22 protein-coding genes and 1 pseudogene are annotated in these 26,806 nt (G+C 55.7%); 12 read left to right on the top strand and 11 right to left on the bottom strand.

All coding sequences use genetic code 11. The features are described from left to right. Positions 1–327 precede the first annotated feature (327 nt). The 4 genes from BJJ97_RS01170 (at position 328) to BJJ97_RS01185 (ending at position 3,510) form a co-directional block, all read left to right on the top strand. On the top strand, positions 328–807 hold the full coding sequence (locus tag BJJ97_RS01170; protein WP_039483666.1) for an Lrp/AsnC family transcriptional regulator: 480 nt from the start codon (positions 328–330) through the stop codon (positions 805–807). Positions 808–1,057: 250 nt separating this feature from the next. After that, complete coding sequence (locus BJJ97_RS01175; RefSeq protein WP_039483668.1) at positions 1,058–1,672, top strand: YitT family protein; 615 nt, start codon at positions 1,058–1,060, stop codon at positions 1,670–1,672. Positions 1,673–1,736: 64 nt separating this feature from the next. After that, a complete protein-coding gene (locus BJJ97_RS01180) occupies positions 1,737–2,930 on the top strand; it encodes an amino acid aminotransferase (RefSeq protein WP_095992842.1) in 1,194 nt (397 codons plus the stop codon). An 82-nt stretch (positions 2,931–3,012) separates the two neighbouring features. Continuing rightward, positions 3,013–3,510, top strand: coding sequence for a M48 family metallopeptidase (locus BJJ97_RS01185; protein ID WP_095992843.1), 498 nt, complete (start codon positions 3,013–3,015; stop codon positions 3,508–3,510). Between the two features lie 177 nt (positions 3,511–3,687). Here BJJ97_RS01185 and BJJ97_RS01190 read toward each other — a convergent pair whose 3' ends face one another. Next, positions 3,688–4,107 carry a secondary thiamine-phosphate synthase enzyme YjbQ gene (locus tag BJJ97_RS01190; protein WP_095992844.1) on the bottom strand — a complete coding sequence of 140 codons (420 nt, stop codon included), beginning with the start codon at positions 4,105–4,107 and terminating at the stop codon, positions 3,688–3,690. A gap of 15 nt (positions 4,108–4,122) precedes the next feature. Beyond that, positions 4,123–6,957, bottom strand: coding sequence for an excinuclease ABC subunit UvrA (gene uvrA / locus BJJ97_RS01195; protein ID WP_095700538.1), 2,835 nt, complete (start codon positions 6,955–6,957; stop codon positions 4,123–4,125). 250 nt (positions 6,958–7,207) lie between these two features. On the opposite strand from uvrA, the gene ssb1 reads away from it, so the two are divergent. Then, positions 7,208–7,753, top strand: coding sequence for a single-stranded DNA-binding protein SSB1 (ssb1, locus tag BJJ97_RS01200; RefSeq protein ID WP_010295128.1), 546 nt, complete (start codon positions 7,208–7,210; stop codon positions 7,751–7,753). A 95-nt stretch (positions 7,754–7,848) separates the two neighbouring features. On the opposite strand, the gene BJJ97_RS01205 is transcribed toward ssb1, so the two are convergent. The 3 genes and pseudogenes from BJJ97_RS01205 to BJJ97_RS01215 all read right to left on the bottom strand — a co-directional run bounded on the left by BJJ97_RS01205 (position 7,849) and on the right by BJJ97_RS01215 (position 10,991). Continuing rightward, positions 7,849–8,697 carry an SDR family NAD(P)-dependent oxidoreductase gene (locus BJJ97_RS01205; protein WP_095992845.1) on the bottom strand — a complete coding sequence of 283 codons (849 nt, stop codon included), beginning with the start codon at positions 8,695–8,697 and terminating at the stop codon, positions 7,849–7,851. A 55-nt stretch (positions 8,698–8,752) separates the two neighbouring features. Further along, a pseudogene (locus BJJ97_RS01210) lies at positions 8,753–9,594 on the bottom strand (oxidoreductase). 386 nt (positions 9,595–9,980) lie between these two features. Beyond that, positions 9,981–10,991, bottom strand: coding sequence for an AraC family transcriptional regulator (locus BJJ97_RS01215; RefSeq protein ID WP_095992846.1), 1,011 nt, complete (start codon positions 10,989–10,991; stop codon positions 9,981–9,983). A gap of 265 nt (positions 10,992–11,256) precedes the next feature. On the opposite strand from BJJ97_RS01215, the gene BJJ97_RS01220 reads away from it, so the two are divergent. Continuing rightward, a complete protein-coding gene (locus BJJ97_RS01220; RefSeq protein ID WP_095992847.1) occupies positions 11,257–11,715 on the top strand; it encodes a GNAT family N-acetyltransferase in 459 nt (152 codons plus the stop codon). Between the two features lie 68 nt (positions 11,716–11,783). Here the strand turns inward: BJJ97_RS01220 and BJJ97_RS01225 are convergent, their stop codons facing one another. From BJJ97_RS01225 to BJJ97_RS01250, 6 genes are read right to left on the bottom strand one after another with little or no spacing between them, the layout of a single operon-like run. Next, on the bottom strand, positions 11,784–12,821 hold the full coding sequence (locus BJJ97_RS01225; protein ID WP_095992848.1) for a LacI family DNA-binding transcriptional regulator: 1,038 nt from the start codon (positions 12,819–12,821) through the stop codon (positions 11,784–11,786). Further along, positions 12,821–13,873: a carbohydrate ABC transporter permease gene (locus BJJ97_RS01230; RefSeq protein ID WP_039483648.1), complete on the bottom strand. Its 1,053-nt coding sequence runs from the start codon at positions 13,871–13,873 to the stop codon at positions 12,821–12,823. The genes BJJ97_RS01225 and BJJ97_RS01230 overlap by 1 nt, the downstream gene beginning before the upstream one ends. Before the next feature lie 8 nt (positions 13,874–13,881). After that, positions 13,882–14,880 carry a carbohydrate ABC transporter permease gene (locus BJJ97_RS01235; RefSeq protein WP_039470140.1) on the bottom strand — a complete coding sequence of 333 codons (999 nt, stop codon included), beginning with the start codon at positions 14,878–14,880 and terminating at the stop codon, positions 13,882–13,884. 23 nt (positions 14,881–14,903) lie between these two features. Then, complete coding sequence (locus BJJ97_RS01240) at positions 14,904–15,995, bottom strand: ABC transporter ATP-binding protein (protein WP_095992849.1); 1,092 nt, start codon at positions 15,993–15,995, stop codon at positions 14,904–14,906. A gap of 2 nt (positions 15,996–15,997) precedes the next feature. After that, positions 15,998–17,104, bottom strand: a complete 1,107-nt coding sequence (gene bglB / locus BJJ97_RS01245) for a beta-galactosidase BglB (RefSeq protein WP_095992850.1) — start codon at positions 17,102–17,104, stop codon at positions 15,998–16,000. A 1-nt stretch (position 17,105) separates the two neighbouring features. Then, the gene (locus BJJ97_RS01250) at positions 17,106–19,568 is read right to left on the bottom strand and encodes a hypothetical protein (RefSeq protein WP_095992851.1); all 2,463 of its coding nucleotides are present in this window, start codon (positions 19,566–19,568) and stop codon (positions 17,106–17,108) included. Between the two features lie 453 nt (positions 19,569–20,021). Here BJJ97_RS01250 and BJJ97_RS01255 point away from each other — a divergent pair, with 453 nt between their 5' ends. From BJJ97_RS01255 to BJJ97_RS01280, 6 genes are all read left to right on the top strand, one after another. Next, positions 20,022–21,329, top strand: coding sequence for an ABC transporter substrate-binding protein (locus BJJ97_RS01255; protein ID WP_010286561.1), 1,308 nt, complete (start codon positions 20,022–20,024; stop codon positions 21,327–21,329). Beyond that, positions 21,326–21,877, top strand: coding sequence for a glucosamine kinase (locus BJJ97_RS01260; protein ID WP_095992852.1), 552 nt, complete (start codon positions 21,326–21,328; stop codon positions 21,875–21,877). The genes BJJ97_RS01255 and BJJ97_RS01260 overlap by 4 nt, the downstream gene beginning before the upstream one ends. Beyond that, entirely contained in the window at positions 21,874–22,779 is a 906-nt protein-coding gene (locus BJJ97_RS01265; RefSeq protein ID WP_095992853.1) for a BadF/BadG/BcrA/BcrD ATPase family protein, read from the top strand. Before BJJ97_RS01260 ends, BJJ97_RS01265 begins: the two co-directional genes overlap by 4 nt. A 40-nt stretch (positions 22,780–22,819) precedes the next feature. Continuing rightward, complete coding sequence (locus BJJ97_RS01270; RefSeq protein ID WP_095992854.1) at positions 22,820–24,643, top strand: metallophosphoesterase family protein; 1,824 nt, start codon at positions 22,820–22,822, stop codon at positions 24,641–24,643. A 584-nt stretch (positions 24,644–25,227) separates the two neighbouring features. Beyond that, complete coding sequence (locus tag BJJ97_RS01275; protein ID WP_095992855.1) at positions 25,228–25,938, top strand: metal ABC transporter ATP-binding protein; 711 nt, start codon at positions 25,228–25,230, stop codon at positions 25,936–25,938. After that, positions 25,935–26,789: a metal ABC transporter permease gene (locus BJJ97_RS01280; protein ID WP_095992856.1), complete on the top strand. Its 855-nt coding sequence runs from the start codon at positions 25,935–25,937 to the stop codon at positions 26,787–26,789. Before BJJ97_RS01275 ends, BJJ97_RS01280 begins: the two co-directional genes overlap by 4 nt. Positions 26,790–26,806: the final 17 nt, after the last annotated feature.

The following is a 26,806-nucleotide window of genomic DNA, read 5'->3' on the forward strand; positions in this document are numbered from 1 at the left end:
CTTCTCAACCCTTTTTTAACGGTTAGTCGTAACTTACTGATTTTTAACCACCCAAAACCGAGACTATAAAAAAGGGTTTTTCTGAAAAAACAGAGTATTCTCTTTAATAATCTGATGATTAGCATGAAATTTTTACGATTCACTGCCGTATAGGCAGCTTAGAAAATGCGCGATTTTCTCAATGCGAAAGAAGAGGTGTTCACTGCCGCACAGGCAGTTACGAAAATAAAACGCGCCGAAAATCAGCAATAAAAAACTCATAGGCAACGTGGCCTAAAAAGCTGGTAGTCTGTTTGGCCGACTGCCTGATACTGTTTAGGAAACGCGATGTACCACATTGATGACTTCGATCTGAAAATCCTGACGCTGCTACAGACGAACGGCCGCCTGACCAATCAGGAACTGAGCGATCTGGTTGGGCTTTCCGCCTCGCAGTGTTCCCGCCGTCGCATCGCGCTGGAACAGGCACAGATGATTCTCGGCTATCATGCACGCCTGTCGCCGAACGCGGTCGGGCTGGAATGTCTGGGGTTGATTGAAGTGCGGTTGATCAACCACACCAGCGAATATGTTGAGCGCTTTCACCAGATGCTGGGGGAAGTGGACGCCATCATCGACGCCTATAAAACCACGGGTGATGCCGATTATCTGTTAAAAGTCGCCGTGGCAGATCTGCCCGGGCTCAGCACGCTGATTAGCCAGATTCTGTCGCAGAATAAGAGCGTCGCGCACCTGAAAACCTCCGTGGTATTGAACCGCCTCAAAGAGAACGGTTTGATGATGCCAGAACTGCCTGCGTTGCCCTGAATTGGGGCGATTGCATCTCCTTGGTGCAGAAAATGAACATTTCACGCAAAAAAAACCACAAAAACGCACAAAAAAGACAAACGGATAATAAAAAACGCATGAATAACGCATTATTTTCATTTATATAATTCAATACGTTGCTCTTATCGCAGGCGAGATTATGCAGACGCCAGACGCTAAGCAGCACTATCTGGTGCGATTCTTGCTTTGGTAAGCACATGTTTTTACGACAGTCTGTTGAGTGCTCACCATGGATAACGTTATTCCCACACAAAAAATATCACACACGCTGCTGGAAGATATTCTGGCGATACTGATCGGCACGCTGATGGTGTCGTTTGGCGTCATTCTGCTGCGTCAGGCCGGTGCCCTCACCGGCGGCACCGCTGGCATCGCTTTCCTTACCCACTATCTGACTAACGTCTCCTTTGGCGTTGCCTTTTTCCTGCTGAACCTGCCCTTCTATTATCTGGCCGTGCGCCGCATGGGGTGGGAATTCACGGTGAAAACGTTCTGCGCCGTCGGGCTGGTTTCTCTGTTTTCCGACCTGCACCCGATGTTCGTCCATTTCGATCAGCTCAACCCGTTCTACGCCACGCTGTTTGGCAATATCATCACCGGCATCGGCTTCGTGGTGCTGTTCCGCCATAAGGCCAGCCTCGGCGGTATGAATATTCTGGCGCTGTATCTTCAGGACAAATACGGCCTGCGGGCAGGAAAACTCCAGATGGGCGTTGATGTTGTGATTGTGCTGACTTCCCTGTTCGTGGTAAGCATACCGATGTTGATTGCTTCGATTCTGGGGGCAACCATCCTGAACCTGATTATCGCGATGAACCATCGCCCCGGCCGTTACGCGGCCTGATTGTCCCCCACCATTGTCGGGGTTGCGGTACCCATAAAAATGACACACTCAGGAGAGCTACACTGTGTTTCAAAACGTTGATACCTATGCCGGAGATCCTATCCTGTCTCTGATGGAAAAATTCAAACAGGATCCAAGAGCGGATAAGATCAATTTGAGTATCGGGCTCTACTACAACGAGCAGAATATTATCCCGCAGTTGCGATCCGTCAGCGCGGCCGAAAGCAGCCTGAAACAGCCGGCGCAGAGCGCGAGCTCTTATCTGCCGATGGAAGGGTTACAGCCTTACCGTACCGCGATCCAACACCTGCTGTTTGGTGAAAACCACGCGGCGCTGGAAGCCGGTCGCATCACCACCATCCAGACGCTGGGCGGTTCCGGTGCGCTGAAAGTCGGTGCGGATTTCCTGAAACGCTACTTCCCGAACTCAGAGGTGTGGGTCAGCGATCCAACATGGGAAAACCATATTGCGATCTTTGAGGGCGCGGGCTTTAACGTTCACACCTATCCGTATTTCGATGGCGAAAACCTGGGCGTGAAATTTGACGCCATGCTCGCCACCCTGCAAGCGTTGCCAGCACGCAGCATCGTGCTGCTGCACCCGTGCTGCCACAACCCGACCGGTTCTGACCTCACTACAGAACAGTGGGATCGCGTCATTGAGGTCATCATCCAGCGTGAGCTGATTCCGTTTATGGACATCGCCTATCAGGGCTTTGGCCTCGGGATTGAGCAGGATGCCTATGCGATTCGCGCCGTTGCCAGCGCGGGCGTTCCGGCACTCATCGCCAACTCGTTCTCCAAAATTTTCTCGCTGTATAGCGAGCGCGTCGGCGGCCTTTCCGTGGTGTGTGACGATGCCGACAGCGCACAGCGCGTGCTGGGTCAGTTAAAAGCCACCGTTCGCCGCAACTACTCTTCCCCGCCGAATTTCGGTGCACAGGTGGTATCTAAAGTCCTGAACGACGCGCAGTTGAACGCTGACTGGAAAGCGGAAGTCGAAGAGATGCGCACCCGTATTCTGAGCATGCGTCAGGAGCTGGTTTCGGCACTGAAAAACGCGCTGCCGAACCGTAACTTCGATTACCTGCTCACCCAGCGCGGCATGTTCAGCTACACCGGATTCAGCCCGGAACAGGTCGATCGTCTGCGTGAAGAATTCGGCGTCTACCTGATCGCCAGCGGCCGTATGTGTATGGCAGGGCTAAACCACAGCAACGTCCAGCGCGTCGCTGCGGCTTTCGCCGCGATTCAGTAAATTGTAAATGACAACGCCACTGGCTTAACCGACTCACCGTTGTGAACTCGCTTAACTCAGTGGCCTGTGTGATAAAAATCCCATGACCCAGTTACGCTACCTGAACGGCTATCCCCCAACGATTGTTGCACAAGCGCAAACGCTCCTCGATCAAGGCAAACTCGGCCTCTGGCTGGAAAAAAGATACCCTGCTCGCCATCCGATCCAGAGTGATAAATCGCTCTATCAATTTGTCGCCGAGCTGAAACAGCGCTATCTAAAAAACGCCCCGGCGATATCAAAGGTGCTTTACGACAATAAACAGAATCCGATAAAAGGGACGCTGGGCACTAATACGTTTGTGGCGCGCGTGCAGGGTGGAAAATTAAAGTCCAATAACGAAATCAGGATAGCGACGCTATTCCGTGACGGGCCGGAAGATTTCCTGCGGATGATCGTGATACACGAACTCGCTCACCTCAAAGAAAAAGACCACAACAAGGCTTTCTATCAACTCTGCTGCCATATGGATCCTGATTATCACCAGTTGGAATTTGATATGCGAATCTGGCTGAACTGGCGGGAAATAAATGTAGGTTAGGATCGACAGCGTGAACTAATACAGCGGCACTTTGCCGGCATCCGCAGATTTTCTAAGCTGCCGCGAAGCCGCTTAGAAAAAGTGACGCGCGCAGAGCGTATACGGTCAGCGTTCACTGCCGTACAGGCAGCCAGATGCTTATCAGAATGCGTCGCTGGCGCGATGCATATCGTGGAGCTATTCCCCGCTGAGCGTGACAACCAGCGAGCGGCTACCGCCGTGGTTACGATGTTCGCACAGGTAGATGCCCTGCCAGGTGCCGATGTTCAGGCGTCCATTGGTGATGGGAATCGTCAGGCTGTTGCCCAGCAGGCTGCCTTTCAGGTGCGCGGGCATGTCGTCGCTACCTTCATAAGTATGACGGTAGTACGGTTCATTCTCCGGCACTAAACGATTAAAGAAACTCTCGAAATCTTGCCGCACCGTGGGGTCGGCATTCTCATTAATCGTTAGCGCCGCCGAGGTATGTTTGATGAACACCTGTATCAGCCCGACGTTTATCTGGCGCAGTGCGATAACCTGCGCCAGTATTTCGTCGGTCACCAGATGGAAGCCTCTGGCTTTCTGCTTCAGGCGGATTTCATATTGTATCCACATCGCCGTATCCTGCTATCAGGCTTCGCGTGCCAGAATCGGTCGCAGGAAGCGCGCGGTGTGAGACTGTTCACACTCGGCCACCGTTTCCGGCGTACCGGAGACCAGAATTTCTCCGCCGCCGCTGCCGCCTTCTGGCCCTAAGTCGACAATCCAGTCTGCCGTTTTAATTACATCCAGATTGTGCTCAATCACCACAATGGTATTGCCCTGATCGCGCAGTTGATGCAGAACGGTAAGAAGCTGCTGAATATCGGCAAAGTGCAGGCCAGTCGTAGGTTCGTCGAGAATATACAGCGTCTGTCCGGTTCCGCGTTTTGACAGCTCGCGGGACAGTTTTACACGCTGCGCTTCCCCGCCGGACAGCGTGGTGGCCGACTGCCCAAGGCGAATGTAGGACAGACCGACGTCGATCAGCGTTTGCAGCTTCCGTGCAAGCGCCGGAATGGCATCAAAGAACTCTCGCGCTTCTTCGATAGTCATATCCAGCACTTCATGGATGCCTTTGCCTTTATATTGAATTTCCAGCGTTTCGCGGTTATAGCGCTTGCCTTTGCACTGGTCACACGGCACATAGACATCCGGCAGGAAATGCATTTCGACCTTGATCACGCCGTCGCCCTGACAGGCTTCGCAGCGTCCACCGCGCACGTTAAAGCTGAAACGGCCCGGATTGTAACCACGAGTACGGGATTCCGGCACGCCGGCAAACAGTTCACGAATCGGTGTGAAAATACCGGTATAAGTTGCTGGGTTGGAGCGCGGCGTACGACCAATCGGGCTTTGATCGATATCGATCACCTTATCGAAATGCTCCAGCCCCTGAATCTCGCGGTGAGCTGCGGGTTCCGCCAGCGTCGCGCCGTTCAACTGACGCTGCGCGAGTGGGAACAAGGTATCGTTGATGAGGGTGGATTTGCCCGACCCCGACACGCCGGTGATGCAGGTAAATAGCCCAACCGGCAGCGTCAGCGTGACGTCTTTCAGGTTATTGCCCTTCGCGCCAATCAGCTTCAGCACTTTGGTCGGATCCGCAGGCACGCGCTGTTTCGGGATTTCAATCTTGCGCTTACCGCTGAGGAACTGCCCCGTCAGCGAATCCGGCACCGCCATGATCTCTTCCATCGTGCCTTCTGCGACAATCTGGCCGCCGTGCACACCCGCGCCGGGACCGATATCAATCACATGGTCGGCGGCACGAATCGCATCTTCATCATGTTCCACCACAATGACGGTATTGCCCAGATTACGCAAGTGAATCAGGGTTTCCAGCAGGCGCTCGTTGTCACGCTGATGCAGGCCGATAGACGGTTCATCTAGGACGTACATGACGCCAACCAACCCGGCACCGATCTGACTCGCCAGACGAATACGTTGCGCCTCGCCGCCGGACAGCGTTTCCGCCGAACGGGAGAGCGACAAATAGTTCAGCCCGACATTCACCAGAAACTTCAGTCGATCGCCAATCTCTTTCAGCACTTTTTCGGCGATTTGGGCGCGCTGCCCACTGAGCTTCATATTCTGGAAAAACGTCATCGCATGGCCGATGCTCATATCGGAAATCTGCGGCAGCGTCGTCTGCTCGACAAACACGTTACGCGCTTCTTCACGCAGGCGCGTCCCGCCGCAGCTGGCGCAGGAACGGTTGCTGATGAATTTCGCCAACTCTTCACGCACTGCCGTGGATTCCGTTTCTTTATAGCGGCGCTCCATGTTGTGCAGCACGCCTTCGAACGGATGGCGACGCACCGAGGTATCGCCGCGATCGTTAATGTATTTGAATTCGACGTTCTCTTTACCGGAGCCGTACAGAATCACTTTCTGAACCGCGGCGCTCAGGCTTTCAAACGGGGCATCGACGTCAAATTTGTAGTGCTCCGCCAGTGAACGCAGCATTTGGAAATAGTAGAAGTTGCGGCGATCCCAGCCGCGAATCGCGCCGCCAGCCAGCGACAGCTCGGCATTTTGCACCACGCGGGACGGATCGAAGAACTGCTGCACGCCCAGACCATCACAGCTTGGGCACGCGCCCGCTGGGTTGTTGAACGAGAACATACGCGGTTCCAGTTCGTGCATGCTGTAGCCACACACCGGACAGGCAAAGTTCGCCGAGAACAGCAGTTCTGGCTGCGTCGGGTCGTCCATATCCGCCACCACTACACTACCGCCGGACAGATCCAGCGCGGTTTCAAACGACTCAGCCAGCCGCTGCGCCAAATCTTCGCGCACTTTAAACCGGTCAACGACGACTTCAATGGTGTGCTTTTTCTGTAATTCCAGCTTCGGCGGATCGGACAGATCGCACACTTCGCCATCGATACGGGCGCGGATATAGCCCTGTGAAGCCAGGTTTTCCAGCGTTTTGCTGTGTTCGCCTTTGCGATCTTTCACAATCGGCGCCAGCAGCATCAGGCGTTTGCCTTCCGGCTGCGCCAGCACGTTGTCCACCATCTGGCTGACCGTCTGCGCATCCAGCGGCACATCGTGCTCCGGGCAGCGCGGCTCACCCACGCGTGCAAACAGCAAACGCAGGTAGTCATGAATTTCGGTAATCGTCCCGACCGTGGAACGCGGGTTATGCGAGGTGGATTTCTGTTCGATGGAGATGGCGGGCGACAGCCCTTCGATATGATCGACGTCCGGTTTTTCCATCAGCGACAGGAACTGACGGGCGTAGGCGGAGAGTGATTCCACATAGCGCCGCTGCCCTTCGGCATACAGCGTGTCAAACGCCAGCGATGACTTACCCGAACCAGACAAACCGGTGATTACAATCAGCTTGTCACGAGGAATTATCAGGTTGATATTCTTGAGATTATGGGTACGAGCACCACGAACTTCGATCTTATCCATTCACACACTTCCCGGAATAAAAACGGTTTGTCATCGCCTCTCGAACGGAGAGAACCGGTACGAAACGAGCAATTATGGCACAAAAAAAACTGAATGGATATCCAGTATTAAACCCGTTTACTTTGCAAACGCTGCAAACCTTACTTTCATTTCTGAAGCCATTTCGCAGGTATGACAGAGAGTTTTCCACATGGTAAGATTGATCGTTTAGACTTAAAATAAATCTATCGATTCATCAGGAGAGACGAGCATGGCCAGCAGAGGCGTTAATAAAGTGATTCTTGTCGGGAATCTGGGTCAAGACCCGGAAGTCCGCTATATGCCGAATGGTGGTGCAGTTGCCAACATCACGCTGGCTACGTCGGAAAGCTGGCGTGACAAGCAAACCGGTGAGCAGAAAGAGAAGACCGAATGGCACCGCGTGGTCCTGTTCGGCAAACTGGCAGAAGTCGCGGGCGAATACCTGCGTAAAGGCTCTCAGGTTTACATCGAAGGCGCACTGCAAACCCGTAAATGGGCCGATCAGGCTGGCGTAGAGCGCTACACCACCGAAGTCGTTGTTAACGTTGGCGGCACCATGCAGATGCTGGGTGGACGCCAAGGCGGCGGCGCACCAGCAGGCGGTGGCAATGCAGGTGGCGGTCAGCAACAAGGCGGTTGGGGTCAACCTCAGCAGCCGCAGGGCGGCAACCAGTTCAGCGGCGGCGCGCAGTCTCAACAACGCCCAGCACAGAACAGCGCTCCAGCACAAAGCAACGAACCACCAATGGATTTCGACGACGACATTCCGTTCTGATTTCGATCCTCCATTCGTAGTTCATATGTACAAAAACCACCGCCTTCATCCTGAAGCGGTGGTTTTTGTTATTGGGGCCAACTCTGCGGTTCTAACTAGTTTGCGATAGTCTGACGGCGGGATACGCCCTGAGCTGCATTAGACACCTCCTCCCATTTTTCCCACTCGGCCAATCTTGCGGCATACGCCGCCCGCGCAGCTGGCAGCCCTTCGGTGCCGAGAAAAAGCCGGAGAGGTGGTTCATTTGTGTCGACAAGTTGCAGAACCGCGTCCGTGGTCGCATAGGGATCGCCGAAATCGATCTGTGCAGCATAGGCAAAAATCTGCTCACGAAGTGCGACATAGGCTTCTAAGCCGTCGGCAATCTTAAGAGATGAAGGCGTCGAAAAATCTGTCGCGTACGCACCGGGCTCAATCAGCATGACCTTGATGCCGAAGCTGCCGACCTCAACAGCCAGGCTCTCATGCATGGCTTCCAATGCCCATTTGGAAGCGTTGTACAGGCCACCTATCGGATGAGTAATCACTCCGGCAATACTGGAAACGCTAATGATGTGCCCATGACCCTGCGCTCGCAGAATGGGTAAAGTGGTTTGTATTACGCTTAGAACGCCGAAAAAATTGGTATCGAATTCAGCCCGCACGTCATGAATCTTCACTTCCTCGGCGGCACCGAAAAGACCATAACCCGCATTATTTAAAATCATATCTAAACGACCGAAGTGACGATATGCTTGAGAAACAGTTCCAGCAACCTCACTTGCCTCAGTCACATCAAGCGAGAGGGCCAGCGCCTGCTCGGGATAACGCTCAACGATGTCATTGAGCACCGAAATGTCTCGCGCGGTAACCGCGACCTTATCGCCACGTGCCAGAGCAGCCTCAGCCCATATACGGCCAAATCCACGTCCAGCGCCGGTGATGAACCATACTTTTTGTGACATAGACTCTTCCTCTTGTGATCTGCGATTAAGCTGGTGGTTAAAAAAGAAATACGCCTTAGCTTTTCCAGTGGCGAGATACGCCCGTCGCGCTGCCGATCAGCCAGTCAAAGGCCCGATCGGGTAACAGCCCGCGCCAAAAGATCATGGGTTTGGCACTGAAGCCAACCGCATAACGTGTTTTTGGTCGCCGTGCGCTTACCGCACGAGCAATCGTGTCAGCAATGATTTCTGGCGGTGACAGGCGTTTGCTATTCGCTTCCCCAATCATCGATTCACTCATTGCCACCGCCTGAGGCGCATAGGGGCCCGTGCCGGAGACGTCGCGCAGTTTATTCGCGGCGATACTCCCCCACTCGGTCTTGATACCTCCCGGCTCAACGATCACCACATCAATACCGAACGGCTTTACCTCCAGCCTCAGGCAGTCACTTATCGCTTCCAGCGCGAATTTTGTTCCGTGATACCAGCCCCCCAGCGGGGTATACATCTTGCCCCCATCGAAGAGATGTTGACGATGGTGCCCGAGCGCTGAGCACGCATGTGGGGCAGAATCAGTTGGATCAGGCGAACCGCGCCAAAGATGTTGACGTTAAACTGTTCGCGAGCCTCATCAGGTGAAACCTCTTCCAGCGCCCCGTATGAGCCATACCCCGCGTTATTGATCAGCACGTCGATACGTCCCGATTTTTCGAGAATGTCATTAATACCAGCCTGCATAGAGGCGTCATCGGTTACGTCCATCGCCAGCGTGTGAATACCGGCATCGGCCAGATTTTTCATTCTGTCGACGCGGCGAGCGGCAGCGTATACAGTGTGGCCCAGCGCTTTTAATCTGAGAGCAGTTGCCTGCCCGATTCCAGAAGAAGCCCCTGTGACTAAAGAAACTTTCGCATTCATATTGGCTATTCCTGTCTTGACGTAGAGGTTGCAAGCGGCCGTTTTCAGCACCGCATGAATATGGGTGCCACTATATAAGGCCGCGTGCGCCAATCATCTAGCGCCATGCGCCATAGCACTTGCAGATTGCGCCAGCCGTATTCCGCGCGTTCGACGAACGTTCTGCGGCGCGATGGAGAGGATGAAATTGATCGTCGCGATTGGATTGCCTAAGGCAGGTTTGTGGGTGTTTTTACTGGGGATTTTTACTGGGTGCTTTTCACTGGGAATTGTTGCGGAATAGATATCGAGAGAAGATTTCACCAGCACGGCTTAACGCGTTGATTAGACGTTAATACTCACTCGCTCTAATGAACGTGTGATTTCTCCGCTTTCGGTTTAAGGCATCAGTTTAACCGCATCGTCTGACGTGCATTGTCGGGCGTTTGCCCCGTCCAGCCCTGAAATGCACGATAGAACGAGTTAGGGTCTTCAAAACCAAGAAGAAACGCGATTTCACCGCCGGACAGCGTGGAGTTAGCCAAATAATGCCGAGCCAGTTTCTCTCTGGTATGGTTAACCAGCGTCCGGAAGTTCTCGCCCTCCTCCTCTAAGCGGCGCTGTAGCGTCCGCTTGCTCATCGCCAGACGCTCAGCAACAACATCAATGGTTGCCGTGTTGCTGGGAATTAGCTCCAGCAGTAAAGCTTGCACACGCTCGGTGGTGGCTGCCGTGGCATCCAGCTCGCTCAGGCGTCGACGTAATTCAGGCTCAAATACTCGCCACATGCCTTCGTTGACGGTCAAAAACGGGCGAAGGGCATCGGTGGCGGAGAATGTCACACTTAAGTTCGGATCGTAGTGTACTGCGACACCAAAAAATGCCTTATAGTGCGGCGCATAAGCGGCAGAAGGAAGGACTGGCAGATTAACGCGTTTGGCCTTAACCGGCTCGCGTGTCGCCAGCCGAGCCAAGCGAACCAGAAAGGCAATCTCCGCAACCTGTAATGAATGGGGTACATCGCTCTGTGCTAATAACCAATGCGGTGACACGTCCAAATCCCCATTGCTGGCAACATCAATATCCAGCCGCATAGGGAGTATCAATTGTTTGTATCTGGCAAGCCGCTGCGTGGCCTGCATCAGGTTCGCGCTACAAAGCGCCGCGAAAAGAGGAGGATCAAACAGTTCCACGCTGACCAGTTCGATAAGTTTCAAGGGAAATAATGGATCGTCAGCCTCCGTCTCCAGACTGCGCCAAAATCGAAAGTAATCCTCCACGGAAAGCGTCTGCTCGCCACGGGAAAAGAGGTCTTCCGGTAACCCCGCCCGGCGTAATACATGCTCAGGCCGAAAGCCAAAATCCTTTAGCAGAGTCCGCCAGCCAATATCTAAAGGAAAGCCCTGATTACGAGTCATTCAATCTCCATTGTCGCGTGAGAAGCAGACTTACACGTTAACCCTACTGAAATGAGTATATGCCAACGCGCAATGCTGGATATATGCAAAGTGCGCCAAAAAACCGGCAAGTTATGTCATTTCATGTATCGGGCTATAGGGAGTGAAAATTGGTCTGGTTCTCTCTCAATAAGTGGATGGGCACATCCGTCTATTTGGTTGCTATTTTATTCCGGTACATATCAGCCTGATTGCCAGCACTTATCCACGATAATAGGAAAATAAAATGATGAATACAGAACAAGAAATTATTGTTAATCCCGTTGAGCCAGAAGATCACGCGCAGTGGCTGCCCTATTGGAAGAGTTATCAGGAATTCTATAAGGTGCAGCTTTCCGATGAGGTCACGGAAGCCACCTGGAGCCGCTTTTTTAAAGCCGATATCCCTGTTTATTGCGCGGTAGCGAGAGAAGGATTACATATTGTGGGCTTCGTGCACTTTGTTTTTCACGATTCCACCTGGGGAGTAAACTCTTATTGTTACTTAGAAGATCTGTTTGTTGCTCCGACCGCTCGCGGTAAACACGTCGGGAAAAAACTGATTGAATACGTGAGAGAACAGGCACAGGAAAAAAGCTGCGATCGACTGTATTGGCATACTCAGGAAACCAATAAAACAGCCCAGCGACTTTATGATTGGGTGGCGGAAAAACCGGGCGTTATAGAATACAGAATGCCGCTTTAACTATAGTACTTATGCAGAAACTATAGTGCTTATGCGGGGTGAAACGTCCCTGTAAATAACGCCCCGCCCTACCCCACCCGCCGCACCGATTCTCTGAGCACTACCTGTCCGGCCAGCTCGGTGCGCTGGGCGATGCCGAGCGCCTGTGCAGGCGTCATTTGCTGCGCCAGCAGCTGTAGAGCCGCGCGGGCGATGGTCTCAAACGGCAGATGTACCGTGGTGAGCGAAACTGGCAGCATATCAAACGGCAGGATGTCGTCCATACCCATGACGGAAATGTCCTCTGGCACCCGCAGCCCATGCTGATACAGCGCATCGATCACGCCGATGGCCTGATTATCCGCCGCACAGAAAATCGCGGTGACGCCCAGTCTGTCAGGGTTAGCCGTCAGCCAGCGCAGCAGCGCATCACGCGCCGTGCGCGGATGGAAATCCGGCAGCGAGAGGATCAGATCCTCATCGACCGCAATCCCCGCCTGCATGAGCGCATCCCGATAGCCGCGCTCACGTTGTTTGATCGTCATGCGTGACGTCCAGGTCAGGTGCAGGATCCGCGTATGCCCTTGCTCGATCAGGTAACGCACGCCCGCCGCCGCCGCATAGTGGTTGGCTGGCGTGACGCTGCTCAAGCGCATTGAGGGATCTTCACCGTTGATCAACACCGCCGGAATGCCGCTTTCTGCCACAGCGTTCAGCAGCGTCGGGTGATCGTCATTCACAATCAGAATGCCGCTCTCTTTTCCACCCTGAAGTTCACGCAATAGCTGCTGTTCGTTAATGGTATCGTGCTCCCCCAGAAACGGACGCAGTTGGATATTGCGTTGCAGACAGAGCGTTTTCAGAGCGTTAATCAGCGTCAGCGACACCAGATTGTACTCACTCTCCAGCATCAGATTGCGCGGCGTCGCCAGCAGAATGTGGCGCAGCGGTTCCGTCTGCGCGACGGTCGCTTTAGCCACTTTATGCAGCGGATAGCCCTGCTCGGTGGCAATCGCCATAATGTGCTGCCTGACTTTGGCGCTGATCGGTGCCGTCCCGTTCAACGCGCGGGACACCGTGCTGATGGAAACCCCCGCGCGGTCAGCAATATCCTTGAGTGTCGCCATTATTTCATCCCCGTGTTGGCAATCCCCGTCGTGATGTATTTTTGCAGGAAGACGAACACCGCCGTCACCGGCAGAAGCGAGAGCATCGTCATCGCCAGTATATAATGCCACTGCACCGAGAACTGCCCCTGAAACGCATTCAGACCGATTTGCAGCGTAAAATTATCCTGACTGGAGAGGACGATCAGCGGCCAGAGGAAATCGTTCCAGCGCCAGATCACCGAGAAGATCGCCAGCACCGCCAGCGCGGGGGCGGTTAACGGCAGGATGATCTTCCAGTAAATACGGAACTCGCTGGCGGCATCGATACGCGCCGCCTCGATCAGTTCATCAGGGATCGTCAGCATGTATTGCCGCAGCAGGAATACGCCAGTTGGCGTCGCCACCGTGGGAATAATCACGCCCCACAGGTTATCGCCCATGTTCAGGCCAATCACCACCAGGAACGTCGGCACCATCACCACCGACAGCGGAATCATCATCGTGGAGAGAAACAGCGTCAGCACCGTCCCGCGCCCGCGAAACTCGTATTTCGACAGCGCAAACGCCGCCATCGAACTGAGCAACAGGGTCAGCAGCGTTGCCATCACCGTCACAAACACGGTGTTCTTCAGGTAGGTGGCAAAGTGGAACTTCGTTATCGGCGTCGTGTAGTTCTCCGTCTCCAGATGCAAGGCCTTCATCGGCACCAGATCTTTCGTCGATACACGCACCACTTCACTCGGCGCATCCGGGTTCACCAGCTGTGCAATCAGGCCGATGCGCCGCACCAGCGCCATGGTTTTCGCTTCGCCGTCGTCCTGCTTAACCTGCCACAGCTCCAGCGGTTTCGGGTACTCCGGCAGCGTGATGGTATCCGCCGCCTGCGGCAGAAAGCTGGGCGGAAAGCGGTTGATCTCTGCGGGCGTTTTGAACGACGACATCGCCGCCCACATCACCGGAATCATCACCAGCAGCGTACCCACCACCAGCCAGACCCAGCTCATGATATCCGTTATGTGAATGCGCCCCGGATGACGGGTACGGGTGAGAAATGCGATTATTTTCATCATGGCTCCCGTTATTTTTTCCCTTCCAGCCGACGCGTCAGCAGGAACTGCAACGCCGTCAGGATCATCAGCACCACGCCCATCAGCACCGAGGCCGCCGAAGCCAGCCCGTAGAGTGACGCGTTTGACGAAAAGGCCGTCTGGTAGATGTACTGCACGATAAAGCTGTTGGCCGTGCCGGGGCCGCCGCCGTTGGTCAGCACCCAGGCTTCATCGAAGATTTGCACGCTGTTGATGGTCAGCAAAATCACCACCACCAAAATGTTCGGTGCCAACAGCGGTAGCGTCAGGCGATAGAAACCGCGCCAGCGCGAGGTACCGTCCACCGCCGCCGCCTCATAAATATCACGCGGGATCGCCTGCAATCCGGCCAGCAGGATCAGGGTATAAAACCCGACGTGAAACCAAACGGAGACAAACACCACCCAAAAGCGCGAAAACGTCGGGTCGAGCAGGAAGGTAATCGGCTGCCCGCCCAGTGACGACAGCACCAGATTCAGCAGGCCATTGCGGTTAAGGAACCACTGCCAGATCAGCCCCACCACCACCGGCGACAGCAGCACCGGATAGAAGAACATGGCGCGGAAAAAGCCACGGGCGATAATCTTGCGGTTGAGGATCAGCGCCGTCACCAATGCCACTAGCAGCGTGCAGAGCACGTTGAAAAAGGTGAACGACACCGTGTTGTAGACGCCGGTCCAGAACAGATCCTGTTCACAGGTCGATGGCTCAGCGTAATTGCCGCAGCTCAGCAATGTGGAAAAGTTATCCACGCCGACGTAAGGGCGCTCCCACAGCAGGATATTGGTGCCGCCGGTAAAGGCGTAGCACACCGCCAGCAGAATCGGAATAAAGACAAAAACGGCGAACAGCAGCATATTCGGCGCGATAAAAAACCACGGCATCACTTTGCGACCACCGAGTTTTTGTAGCAGATTCACCGCTTTTTCCACTGGCGTTACCAGCTTATCGATCAGCGATCCTGCGGGCAGTAAGGCAATCTTTTTCATGTCGTCCTCTCCCGTCGCGATAATTAGTGCTCGGTACAGCGCGGCAATGTGTCATCCGTTTTGCCGTCGAACAGATGGCAATACGTCGGCGGGAAGCGGACGAACACCGATTCACCCGCGGCGAACTCACGGTGCTGCGCCAGATGGACGATCATCTCATCGTCAATACCGCTCATTCGCCCGTAGATAAAGGTCTCATGCCCCATCATCTCGCAGCGATCGACGCACAGTGCCATTCCCTCGCCGTCCTCTACCAGCTCGCAGTGTGAAGGACGAATGCCGAGCGTGACGTTCTGCCCGACGGTGCCGATAAACGGCAGCACCAGACGATTGCCGGACGGGCACTGCACTTCAACCCCGTCCGCGCAGGTGGCGACAATCTGCGCCGGGAACATATTCATACGCGGTGAACCAATGAAGCCCGCGACAAATTTGTTTTTCGGCCGATTGAACAGCTCCAGCGGCGTGCCAACCTGCTCGATGCGGCCGGCATTCAGTACCACAATGCGCTGCGCCATCGTCATCGCTTCCACCTGATCGTGAGTCACGTAAATCATGGTGGTGCGTAGCTTCTGGTGTAGACGAGACAGCTCGCCGCGCGTCTGCACGCGCAGCTTGGCATCCAAATTGGAGAGCGGTTCATCAAACAGGAACAGGTCGGGTTCACGCACGATAGCGCGACCAATGGCCACGCGCTGCTGCTGCCCACCCGACAGCGCACGTGGTCGGCGATCCAGATACGGTTCCAGCCCCAACATGCGGGCGGCTTCATCAATACGGCGGGCGATTTCGTCTTTGGGGAAGTGCAGGTTCTCCAGCCCGAACGCGAGGTTCTTGCGCACCGAGAGGTGCGGATAGAGCGCGTAAGACTGGAACACCATCGCAATCTTGCGCTCCGCTGGGGTGAGATCGTTCACTTTACGGTTGTCGATCCACAGCTCGCCACTGCTGATCTCTTCCAGCCCGGCAATCATGCGCAGCAGCGTGGATTTTCCGCAGCCCGACGGGCCGACAAAGACCATGAACTCGCCATCATGAATCGTTAAGTCCACGCCTTTGATGATGCTCACCGCACCATAATTTTTGTGGACGTTCTTTAGTTCCAGACTCGCCATTGTCAGCCCTCGCAAACAGAATCTAACTGTGCCAATAACATCAGCATGACCAGCGCCTGCCCGTAAGGCACGGCGACATTGGGAATATCGCGATAGAACTGTAAGTCGTGTCCCATCGCCGTGCCGTCCGAGACACCCTGCACCACGCCCTGTGCGTCAATCTGCGCCACCACGGCGGCATAGCCTTTTTCCAGTACGTCCTGCGGGAAATCGTGCAGCATGCCCAATCGACGTGCCGTCAAAATCCCGGCGATAAATCCGGCGCTGGCAGACGTTTCAAGCGGCGAATCCGGGTCATCCAGCAGCGTGTGCCACAGGCCGGAATCGTGCTGGCAGCGTGCCAGCGTTGTCGTTTGCTGTTCCAGAATCGCCTCCAGCGTGCGCAGCACTGGCGCGGACAGCTGATCCTCCGCCAGCACCCGCATTTCCGGCAGCACCAGCGTGATCCAGGCGTTGCCGCGCCCCCAGAACGCATTCGCATAGTGATGACGGCCGACGAACGTCCAGCCGTGATACCACAGCCCGCTGCGCACATCAGCCAGATAGCGCGCGTGCGTGACGAGCTGATATTCCGCCTCTTCGATCAGATCGCGGCGGGAGAGTAATTTCCCTGCGACCACCAGAAACAGACCCGCCATAAACAGCGTGTCGTCCCACAGTTGTCCGGTATTCGGCCGCTCTTTCACCGTGTGCTGGAAACCGCCGTCCTCGGTTTTCGGCAGCGAATGCAGCAGCCAGTCAGCCCAGTCGCTCACAGTTTCACGCCACTGCGCAGGGGCATCTGGCTTGTCCTGACACAGCAAGGCCAGCACCAGCATCGGCGCCGTCGAGTTGATCTGGCGCGGCGGCAGCCCAGCATCCAGCTTTTGCTGATACCAGTTCGCCAGCGTCGTCAGCATGGTGTCGTCCTGCGTCAAATGCGCCAGTTTCCAGAAACCATACAGCCCGACGCCCACTTCCCAGTCCCACTCTTCGAATTGAATCGTCAGTCCGGCGTCCAGCGCATCGTCCTGCGTCACGCTGTCGATCGCTTTCAGGCGGCAAAATGCCCGCGCCACCTGCGCCAGCAGCGCTTCAGTTTGTTGTCGGTTAAGTGAACCTGTCTGCATGTCATGGGTTTCCTGTGTTGAACTGCGGGACGACCGGGACATCGTCGGGGAAAACAAAAGGCTGCTGCGCCACGCTGAATCCTGCCGCGTAGCTAAAGGCCAGTTCGCCGTAATCGGGATCGTCGATACGTACGCCGTTGCTATCGAGGGTCAGAACGCGCCCGCGGAAGCGGTCAGCGAACGCGGCGAATCCTGCCTCACCGTCGCCGCAGTCCACGGCAACGAACCAGACGTTCTGCTCGCCGTAAGCTCGCAGTTCGCCTTCCGCCTGCTGGCCTGCGGTCGCAAACGGCTGTAATCCGGCGGGATTATGGAAGGCGGCATAGCCGTTACCGCCGCGCACGAAGCACCAGACATCTTCAACGATGACGTCATCCAGCGCAGTTTGCGGCAAATAGAGGTGCGTCCACGGGCGGATATCCTGTTGCAGATCGAACACCATCAGCGCGCGATTGCGATGCTGCATCAGGTGCGGCAAGCGTCCGTTGCCCGCCCAATAAGAAGGACGGTGCACGCCGTCAGGGCGATCCTCGCCGGGGTGGTTCACCCACAGGCGGGCGGCATAGTGCGAACCCAGCCGCACATCCAGCAGATGCTGTTGGTGTCCTGGCTGACCGGGGTGATGATCGAAGACGGAGGAAAACGCAACGTCGCGCTGCTTCCAAGCGATGATGCGGGCGCTGCGGTTCAGCCCCTGCACCCAGCGTGCTTCTGCACCGTGCGGCAGTGACCAGTGCGCGATCTGATCAGTCGTTTCCGGCGGCTGATAGTCGCTCAGGCACAGCAGCGGCAGCGCGGCACAGTGTGGAATCAGCCAGCCCTCGCCCCACATCAGCGCACATAGGCCGGACAGCTCGGTCAACATACCGGAGCGCAGCTCTTTATCGTAGGCACGTCCCATGGTGCCAACCGCGACACCGTTCTGATGCACCCACGCCGTCATCAGCATGATGCGGTCAATCACCACGCGAGACTTCTCGCGCAGATCGGCGTCCTGCGCCAGTTCATACAGCGCCACCAGCCCAATCAGATCGATGGGGTAATAGGCCGCCGAATTCCACTCCACCAGACCGTGTTCCAGAATAGAATCAAACCAGCGCGTCAGGCGTTCGTGGGCAATCGCCTTTTGCTCCAGACCGTGACGGCCGCTGCATGGGAAGGTGTCATCAGGGAAGTTTTGCCCAGCCAGATATTGTGCGACGTGGAAACACAGGCAGTGGTTTTCGCTCCAGAACCACATGGTGTCGTTGCCCGGTTCATCAATCCAGTAGCGGAAGCCGAGAATCGCGCTGCGCACGCGCCGCCAGTCCTGCGGCGGCAACTGTTGCCCCTGATAGCGCTGCCACAGCCAAATCAACGGCACCAGTTGGAAATCAGCACAGTCTTCGCGGCGGCTGATTTTCTGCAATGCGCTGTTGAGAATCGGCACGGCGGCATCGCTGCCCGCGCCCGTCGCGACAATCGCCAGCAGCCGCCCGAGGCGCTCAAAACCGTGCAGCGCGGTATGGCGTAGTACCGCTTCACGCCGTGCCGCCAGCGTCGATAACGCGGGCATCGTTTGTTCAGGCAAGCGCCCAAAGCTGAGCGTTCGCGTCAACGTAATGCCGTTGCAGGTCGCGGCACAGACCAGATCGTAATAGCCCACCAGAACCGCAGGCAGATCCACCTGCCAGCCGAGATTGCCAGCAGGCAGCGTTTGTTTCTGCTGCCATGCGGGGACGGATTCGTTGACGTTGCCAATCAGCCGATGTGCCATCGTCACGGATTCCGGCAGCGGTTGCGTGCTGTTCAGCACCAGCACAGGTGGTTGGATCAGATTATTTTCCAGCGTCAGCCCATTCACCCAGCTATCCAGCGCGGCCAGCTGTGCGCTGAGCGCCGCATCTTCATCAAGACGCCAGAAAAGCGTGCCGTCTCCCTGATAACACAGGCTGAACAGGTAGTCGGTATCGCGCTCGCACAGCTCTTCGCTATGCACCACCAGCGTGTTCGCTCCTGCTTGCAGCGGCAGCGTGATAGCACAGGTTTGTTCGGTATTGCGGGTAAACGGCGTAAAGCGGGTAATCGGCTCACCGTTCAGCCACAGCGTAACGCCACCACAGGTGCTGAGCGTAAACGCTGCCGCCTGCGCGCTGTCGCTGTGGATCACGCAGCGGGAAAAGCGCTGCACGTGAACCGGACACGGCCAGAAATCGCTGAAATTCACGCTGCGGCTTTCATCGCCGCCGCTCCACATCAGCGGGAAGCGTAAATCGTCCGGCAGCGCCACGTCGCGCTTTGCCTCTTCCTGTAAAAAACGCACGCGACAGGGCAGCACGCCGACATCGACAAAACCGTTAATAAAGCGGTAATTCACCTTATCCGGCAGCGTATCCGGCTCGGCGAAATAACGTTTTTCCGTCAACTCGGTGATGAGAAACCGATTAATGACGCCGTTCTTCTTTAATTTCCAACCGATATTCATACGGAATCCTGTTTACGGCGTTGAAAAATAAAATAACGAAAATGTATGGCGGCACTTATTTGCACTCTCGCTGTGCACACCCTGCCAATATTTAGGGCAGCGGGTCATTCCCTGCACCGTGATATCGCAATTAGAATGCAAATTTGCATTAAATTGTCATTTGCATTCATTTATTGACATTTCGCATTAATAAATAAGATTATCGCGTTTATATATGTGATTAATATCACAAAAATGCTTTATTTAAATCAACATTTAAAATATCTTTAACCTGCTTCACATAAATCAATCAGCGTTCTGTCCATGATTGCATGATGAAAATGACAGATGAATGCAAATTTGCATTAATTAAAAGACAGCATAAATCACAGGAATAAAATAAACCCCGCCGCCAACGCCAGGGTATTTACGTCATTAATCAAACATAAGATGTGCTCACCAACGGAGAGGTTTATGATGCGTTCCAACACCGCGTTATTTTTTTCCGCCCTTGCACTGGGGTTATTCAGCAGCAGCGCGTTAGCCGCCAAAACGCAAATAACATTTTTATATAGTGACGACGATCCCGAATTAGTGCATTTCATGGAGCAGAAAGTAAAAGCTTTCTCCCAGAGTAATGAGCGCATCGATGTGAATTTTGTCAGCACCGGCTATAACGCGCTGCAAACACAATTACCGATGCAGCTGGCGGCGGGTTTAGGCCCGGATATTGCCAAAACCACGCAAATGGGGCTGCTCGGCTATACGCTGGATTTGCGCCCCTATCTGAAAGACCCAGCTGCCTTTGAGAAACGCTATAGCGCCGGTATCGAAAAGATCATGCGCGTGAAAGGCGTGCATAAAGCGGATGCGCTGCCGGGTTTTGTCGCTTCCTGGACTGCCGACCTGCCGTTCGTTAACGTCACGCTGTTTGAACAGGCGGGTGTTCCTCTGCCGCAGCCGGGCTATACGATTGATGATTTGATGAAAGCCTCGAAGCTGGTCGCAGAAAAAACCGGCGTGCATATCCCCTTCACCATCGACCGCAGCGGTTTCCGCTTCTCCGGTCCGGCCTACTCTTACGGCGCACGGTACGATAAAGACGGGCTGATCAACTTCCCGGACGCAGCAGCGCAGCAGTGGATTAAAGATCTGAAACGCTGGTCGGACGAAGGCGTGTTCCCGCGTGAAATGTGGGGTGCGGCAGGCGGCGGCCAGTACAAGAGCATGGCGGACGATTTCGTGAACGGCAACATCGTGACCTACTTCTCCGGCAACTGGCTGTTGAACCAGTTCAGTAAGCAGATTGGCGACGGTTTTGACTGGAAAGTGCTGCCTGCGCCTTGCAAAGAGAAATGCATCTCGATGGGCGGCGCGACCTTCATCATGCCGTTCACCACCACCAAACACCCGCAGGAAGTCGCCGAATTCATGGAGTGGCTGGGCAGCGAACCGCTGCAACGTGAGATCGCCGAGCGCTTCAATATCATCGTCGGCGCGGATATTACCGATCTGCACTACCAGACCAAAGATAAGCACGTGATCGACGGCCTGAACACCGCGCGCGAAGAGATCAAAAAGATCCCGTCTTATGTCTTTGATTGGGAACGTATGGAAAGTCTGGGCGCGAACGAGCTGTACCCGATCATCCTGACGCGCTTTACCCAATACCTGAACGATCAAGTGTCGTTTGATGAGTATCTGCGTCTGACGTCAAACGATGTGAAGCGCCTCAACGAAACGATCGCGACGAATCAACAACAGCGGAAAAACGCACCGTGAAATGGCATCTGAGGGCGATCGGCATCGATGGCGATCGCCCCTTTGATCGCATTAGCGAAAGCACGATATGCGAACAGCGCTGGCCGGGGCAAAACCGCTATCTGCTGGTCACCGGCGGCTTCACCCGACTGCTGCACTGGCATGACGGCCTCCTGACCTGTCGCGGCGGTGACAGCTTCCCCATCGGCAACCCGGCCAGCCTGTCGCGACTGGGGCTGTGGGCGGTGCAGGAGATGCTTCAGGCGGTTGAGGGCATCACTCTGCTGACGCCACTCAGTGAAGCGCTGTTCCTGCACTTCGATAAGCATGTCGATCGGGTTATCGACTGGTCAAAGCAGGTGCAGGCCGCAGACTACACCACGCTCGGGCACGTTGTGCTGGCACATCCACAGGACGCGTTGGCGGTGCAACTGCTGACCCGTTGCGCAGGTGAGCTGGCTCTGCTGCTCAACAGCCTACCTGACTCGCAGACGGAAGCGGTCAGCCTCAGCGGCGATCTGGCGGTGGCCTGTCTTCCCTATCTGGATTCTGGAGCACACGCATCATGACGACATGGCTCTATGCTGGCGTGGATGGCGGCGGTACAGGCTGTCGGGCTCGTATTTATCAGGCCGACGGTACGCCGCTCGGTCAGGGACACGGCGGTCGCGCCAATCTGCTGCTCGGCGTGGAGAGCGTGCGCCAATCGGTGGACGATGCCATCGCGCAGGCGTTGAAGCACAGCGGGCTGTCACCGGATGACGTATCCCGGCTGAACGTCGGGCTGGCGCTCGCCAGCGCAGAACATCGCGCCGCCTATGAGGCATTTCTGGCGTTGCCACATCCTTACGCGAGTCAGGTGCTCAATACCGATGCGCTGGGTGCCTGTCTGGCCGTCAACCAAGGGAAAGAGGCCGGCGTGGTCATTGCCGGGACCGGCTCCTGCGGGCTGGCGTGGCAGAACCAGACGATTACCGCCTACGGCGGCCATGAATTCCCGATTTCCGATCAGGGCAGCGGCGCACGGCTTGGGCTGGCGGCGCTGCAACATACCTATAATGTGCTGCAAGGTTGGTGCGCACCGTCTGCGCTCAGCCAGAGTATCGACGACGTCTTTTCCGTCAGCGCAGCGCCCACGCAGGCTACCAACACGCTCGACGCGCTACAGACATTTAGCCAGCAGGCGAAACCGGGCGACTATGCGCAATTCGCTCGCCACGTATTTGACTGCGCTCAGCAGGACGATGCCGTTTCTCACGCGCTGCTGGCGCAGACGGCCAGCGAAATCAGCCTGCTGTTGGCCGCCGTGGCACGCCACGCGACGCCTCGCTTATCGCTCATGGGCAGCATCGGCTTACACATTCGCCCGTGGCTGCCGGACGAGTGGCAATCCCAACTCGCCGCCCCGATGGGCGATGCGCTCGACGGCGCACGATTGATTGCCTGTCATGATTATGCGTTATACCGCTAGTCCTTTGGGTTCGACCAGCAACCCCACTATGGAGATAGTCATGGAATCACTCACTCGTAGAACTTTCGTCAAGCTCGGCGCAGGCAGCGCCATTACGCTGGCTGGCGGCTTTTTTCACGCGAATGGCGAATCAGCCGCCCCCGCCGGGCCGCTGCGTATCGCCATTATTTCGGATGTCCACGTCCACAATATCTATGGCAACTACGATTTTGACGGCCTGCCCGATGCGCAGACTGGAAAAAAGCTGACCATTCGCACCCTGAAAGATTCGGTGAATTCGACCCGCATCTTCAACGAGCCCTACTTTGCGCTGCTAGCCGCGCTGGACGAACTGGCAAAACAGCAGGTGAAATACGTGGTGCTGTCCGGCGATTATTCTGATGACGGCCAACAGCCTACCGTTGAAGGGATTGCCGCTATCCTGACGCAGTATGAACAGCGCCACGGCATGCGCTTCTTCGCCACGCCCGGCAACCACGATGTCAATCGTCCACAGGGTGATGACTCCTGGCAAAGAATGCTCAACGCCGACGGCAGCAGCACCATGCTGAGCAGCAAACCCGGCGTTAAACTTGGCGACGCGCAGTCGCTGATTGTCACCGCCAAGATGCAGGCACTCGGCTATGAACGCGGCCTGCCGCTGATGAAGCCGTTTGGTTTCTTTAAACGCGACGACTTCCTGCACTGGGAAACGCCGTTTGGCGACAGCGACGAACTCAGTAAACGCCAGTATCTCGCCCGCTCGCCGGACGGCAGCAAGCAGTGGAATATCGTGGACGCGTCCTATCTGGTGGAGCCGGAAGCGGGACTGTGGCTGCTTTCCATCGATGCCAACGTATATCAGGTCAAAGACGGCCCGGAGAAACGCGAAGGAATTGAAGGTTACTCCACCAGTAGCAACACCGGCTGGAACGCACTACTGACCGAGAAACCGTTCATGCTGCCGTGGGTGAAATCGGTGGTACAGCGGGCGAAAGCGCAGAACAAGAAGCTGCTGGTGTTTTCACACTATCCGCTGGTCGATTTCCTCGATGGCACGGTAGAAGACGAAAAACAGCTGTTTGGCAGCAACAGCTTCATTAAACGCACGCCACGGCCGGAGGTTGCAGAACAGGCGCTGGCGGCTGGAATTCGCCTGCACTTCAGCGGTCACCTGCACGTTAACGACACCGGTGTGTATCGCGGTTCACAGGGAACGCTGGTGAATGTCGCGGTGCCGTCGCTGGCCGCTTACCCGCCCGCCATGAAGCTGGCGACGCTGCATAGTGACCGAGTCGATATCGATACGCTGGTCCTGCGCAACGTGCCGCAGTTCAACCATCTGTTCCCGTTCTATCAGAAAGAGTTGGATCGCACCGGTGAACCGCTGGGCGACATTCTGAAAAGCCGCGATTATTACGACTTCCTGCACCATCATCTGGCGCTGTTGGTACGCCAGCGTTTTCTGGTGAAAGACTGGCCGGAAGATTTATCGCCCCTCATCAATACGCTGAACTGCGCCGATCTCCTGTGGATCGCGCAGCAACAGGAACCGCTCAGCGCCAAAACTCTGCCCGACGCCTCCGAGCGCAAACAGAATGCGGTTGCAGGCACAGATGGGTTACAGGATATTTCGTTGCTCACGCTGGTGACCGACTGGTATTGCCTGCGCAACGGCAGCGATCTCGCCTGGCAGGACATTCCGTCTGCGCGGGTGAAACAGTACCGCGCTCTGCTGGCGGCCTACACGCCAACGGCCACGCTACCGCCGGATAGCCTGCAATATCGCTTCGGCCTGATGCTAAAAATCCTCGCCGGTTATATCAATGATGAGCCAGCGACTCGCTTTGTGGTTGATATCCAGGGGAATTTTTTAACAGTGTGATGTTTTCTTTTAGTCACATGGGTTATGTACATGCGGAGACGGTTTCGTGCGCCACACTGAAGATAAAGCTGAGCCAACTCATATTGCTCACGGGTCTTCTCTTCACGGCGTAAAAAATTATGCTGAGGTGAACATGAACGCCGAGTGAGCGGCATGGACGCCGCGAAAGCCAGTGCCGCGTCGGGAACGCGTCACTGGCGGCTCGAAAAGCGGGCATGGGCACCGAAGGAACCGCGTTAGCGGCATAATTTCCGCCAAAAGCCGGGGTTCATAGGGGGCTGGCGTAGCCCCCTATGTCGGGCGCGTGCTACGACGTAGCATGATGATAACAGTGCTTGCAGCGCACGAAATATTGCACTCCCGCCCCAGAAACCACTTACAACCAAACCTAATCCGCTTACATAATTTTTTACCTATTCCCTCTATCATCATCGATAAAAATCGGTATGTTATAATATAACAATTTAGATTTTACCGATGATAATGACAAGTTTTTACTCTCTCTCCGCGCTGAAGCGCATGTTACTGGTTTCCCTGCTGTTGGTGCCGTTGTGGCTATTGGTTGAGTGGGCGGTGGTGTTGCCATGATTGCCCTTCAGGAACTGGCCTTTGGCTATCGTCATCAGCCACCGCTCGCGACGCTCAGCGGATGCTTTCATCAAGGCTCGCTAACGGCAATTATTGGCGCGAACGGCAGCGGAAAATCTACACTGCTGAAAACGCTGGCGGGTCTGTTGCCGCCGCTTTCTGGTTCGTTCAGCCTCGGTAACGGTTGCAAAGATAATGCTATCGGCTATTTACCGCAGCTCTCCGAATTCGATCGGCAATTCCCTATCAGCGTGCGCGATCTGGTGCTTATGGGGTCGCTGCCCCATCGCGGGTTGCTGCGAGGTATCAACGCCAACTGGCATCGAAAAGCGACTGACGCACTCGACGCCGTCTCCATGACGGACTTCGCCGATCGGCATATTGGTGTCCTGTCCGGTGGGCAGCTACAGCGCGTGCTCTTCGCGCGGCTGCTGCTGACACAGGCTCCCATCATTCTGCTGGATGAGCCTTTTACCGGCATCGATAGCCACACCACGCGGACACTCTTGCAGATCATCGAGCAGCTTCACGCCGAAGGCAGGACTATTCTGGCCGTGTTGCACGATCTGGAACTGGTCGGGCAGCATTTTCCCAACATCTTGCACCTCACCCCAGACGGCCCTCACTGGGGAGAGACTCAGCCCATATTACACAGCCTGCGCAAGGCCGACAGCGATACGCCAACGCTCAGGATCGTCACGTCATGATGCTATTTCACCTCATTACTTCTCCTTTTGCCGAGTTCGGTTTTATGCGCCGTGCGCTGGTCGGCTGTCTGGTGATAACGCTGAGCGCCGCGCCGCTGGGCTGTTTCCTGCTGTTGCGGCGTATGAGCCTGATTGGCGATGCGCTGTCGCACGCGGTCTTACCCGGCGTCGCCATCGGCTACCTCATCTCCGGGATGTCACTGCTGGCAATGGGGATCGGCGGCTTTATCGCCGGACTGGCCGTCGCCATGCTCTCCGGCTTTGTCACACGCCACACGGAGTTAAAAGAGGACGCCAGCTTCGCCGGATTTTACCTCGGCTCGCTGGCGCTCGGCGTCACGCTGGTGTCACTGCGCGGTTCCAGCGTCGATCTGCTGCATGTGCTGTTCGGCTCGATCCTCGCGGTGGATCGCGACGCACTGATCGACATTGCGCTGATCGGATCGACCTCTTTGCTGGTGCTAGCGGTGATCTATCGTGCGCTGGTGATTGAATCGTTTGACGTGACCTTCCTGCGCATCAGCTCAGGGCGCTATCGGGCGTTGATCCACGGGCTGTTTCTGTCGCTGGTGGTGCTGAATCTGGTCGCGGGATTCCAGCTGTTAGGCACGCTGATGACGGTCGGCATGATGATGCTGCCTGCCGCTAGCGCACGGTTCTGGACGCAGCGCCTGCCTGTCATGCTCGGCATTGCGGTGCTGCAAGGGATGCTCGCCAGCCTGATCGGGCTGCTGTGGTCCTACTATGCCGAGCTGCCCGCCGGGCCTGCCATCATTCTGACGATTACGCTGTTTTTCTGTTTCTCGGTCTGCGTTGGTCACAACGGTGGGCTGTTACGCCTGCGTCGGTGACCGATGAATCTCGTTAT

This window comes from Pectobacterium polaris, assembly GCF_002307355.1.
GTDB lineage: Bacteria > Pseudomonadota > Gammaproteobacteria > Enterobacterales > Enterobacteriaceae > Pectobacterium > Pectobacterium polare.

Bases quoted from the DNA above. Each gene is read 5' to 3' on its own strand.
- BJJ97_RS01170 (WP_039483666.1), top strand. From the start codon at position 328: ATGTACCACATTGATGACTTCGATCTGAAAATCCTGACGCTGCTACAG.
- BJJ97_RS01175 (WP_039483668.1), top strand. From the start codon at position 1,058: ATGGATAACGTTATTCCCACACAAAAAATATCACACACGCTGCTGGAA.
- BJJ97_RS01185 (WP_095992843.1), top strand. From the start codon at position 3,013: ATGACCCAGTTACGCTACCTGAACGGCTATCCCCCAACGATTGTTGCA.
- BJJ97_RS01190 (WP_095992844.1), bottom strand. From the start codon at position 4,107: ATGTGGATACAATATGAAATCCGCCTGAAGCAGAAAGCCAGAGGCTTC.
- uvrA (WP_095700538.1), bottom strand. From the start codon at position 6,957: ATGGATAAGATCGAAGTTCGTGGTGCTCGTACCCATAATCTCAAGAAT.
- ssb1 (WP_010295128.1), top strand. From the start codon at position 7,208: ATGGCCAGCAGAGGCGTTAATAAAGTGATTCTTGTCGGGAATCTGGGT.
- BJJ97_RS01205 (WP_095992845.1), bottom strand. From the start codon at position 8,697: ATGTCACAAAAAGTATGGTTCATCACCGGCGCTGGACGTGGATTTGGC.
- BJJ97_RS01215 (WP_095992846.1), bottom strand. From the start codon at position 10,991: ATGACTCGTAATCAGGGCTTTCCTTTAGATATTGGCTGGCGGACTCTG.
- BJJ97_RS01220 (WP_095992847.1), top strand. From the start codon at position 11,257: ATGATGAATACAGAACAAGAAATTATTGTTAATCCCGTTGAGCCAGAA.
- BJJ97_RS01225 (WP_095992848.1), bottom strand. From the start codon at position 12,821: ATGGCGACACTCAAGGATATTGCTGACCGCGCGGGGGTTTCCATCAGC.
- BJJ97_RS01230 (WP_039483648.1), bottom strand. From the start codon at position 13,873: ATGATGAAAATAATCGCATTTCTCACCCGTACCCGTCATCCGGGGCGC.
- BJJ97_RS01235 (WP_039470140.1), bottom strand. From the start codon at position 14,880: ATGAAAAAGATTGCCTTACTGCCCGCAGGATCGCTGATCGATAAGCTG.
- BJJ97_RS01240 (WP_095992849.1), bottom strand. From the start codon at position 15,995: ATGGCGAGTCTGGAACTAAAGAACGTCCACAAAAATTATGGTGCGGTG.
- bglB (WP_095992850.1), bottom strand. From the start codon at position 17,104: ATGCAGACAGGTTCACTTAACCGACAACAAACTGAAGCGCTGCTGGCG.
- BJJ97_RS01250 (WP_095992851.1), bottom strand. From the start codon at position 19,568: ATGAATATCGGTTGGAAATTAAAGAAGAACGGCGTCATTAATCGGTTT.
- BJJ97_RS01255 (WP_010286561.1), top strand. From the start codon at position 20,022: ATGATGCGTTCCAACACCGCGTTATTTTTTTCCGCCCTTGCACTGGGG.
- BJJ97_RS01265 (WP_095992853.1), top strand. From the start codon at position 21,874: ATGACGACATGGCTCTATGCTGGCGTGGATGGCGGCGGTACAGGCTGT.
- BJJ97_RS01270 (WP_095992854.1), top strand. From the start codon at position 22,820: ATGGAATCACTCACTCGTAGAACTTTCGTCAAGCTCGGCGCAGGCAGC.
- BJJ97_RS01275 (WP_095992855.1), top strand. From the start codon at position 25,228: ATGATTGCCCTTCAGGAACTGGCCTTTGGCTATCGTCATCAGCCACCG.
- BJJ97_RS01280 (WP_095992856.1), top strand. From the start codon at position 25,935: ATGATGCTATTTCACCTCATTACTTCTCCTTTTGCCGAGTTCGGTTTT.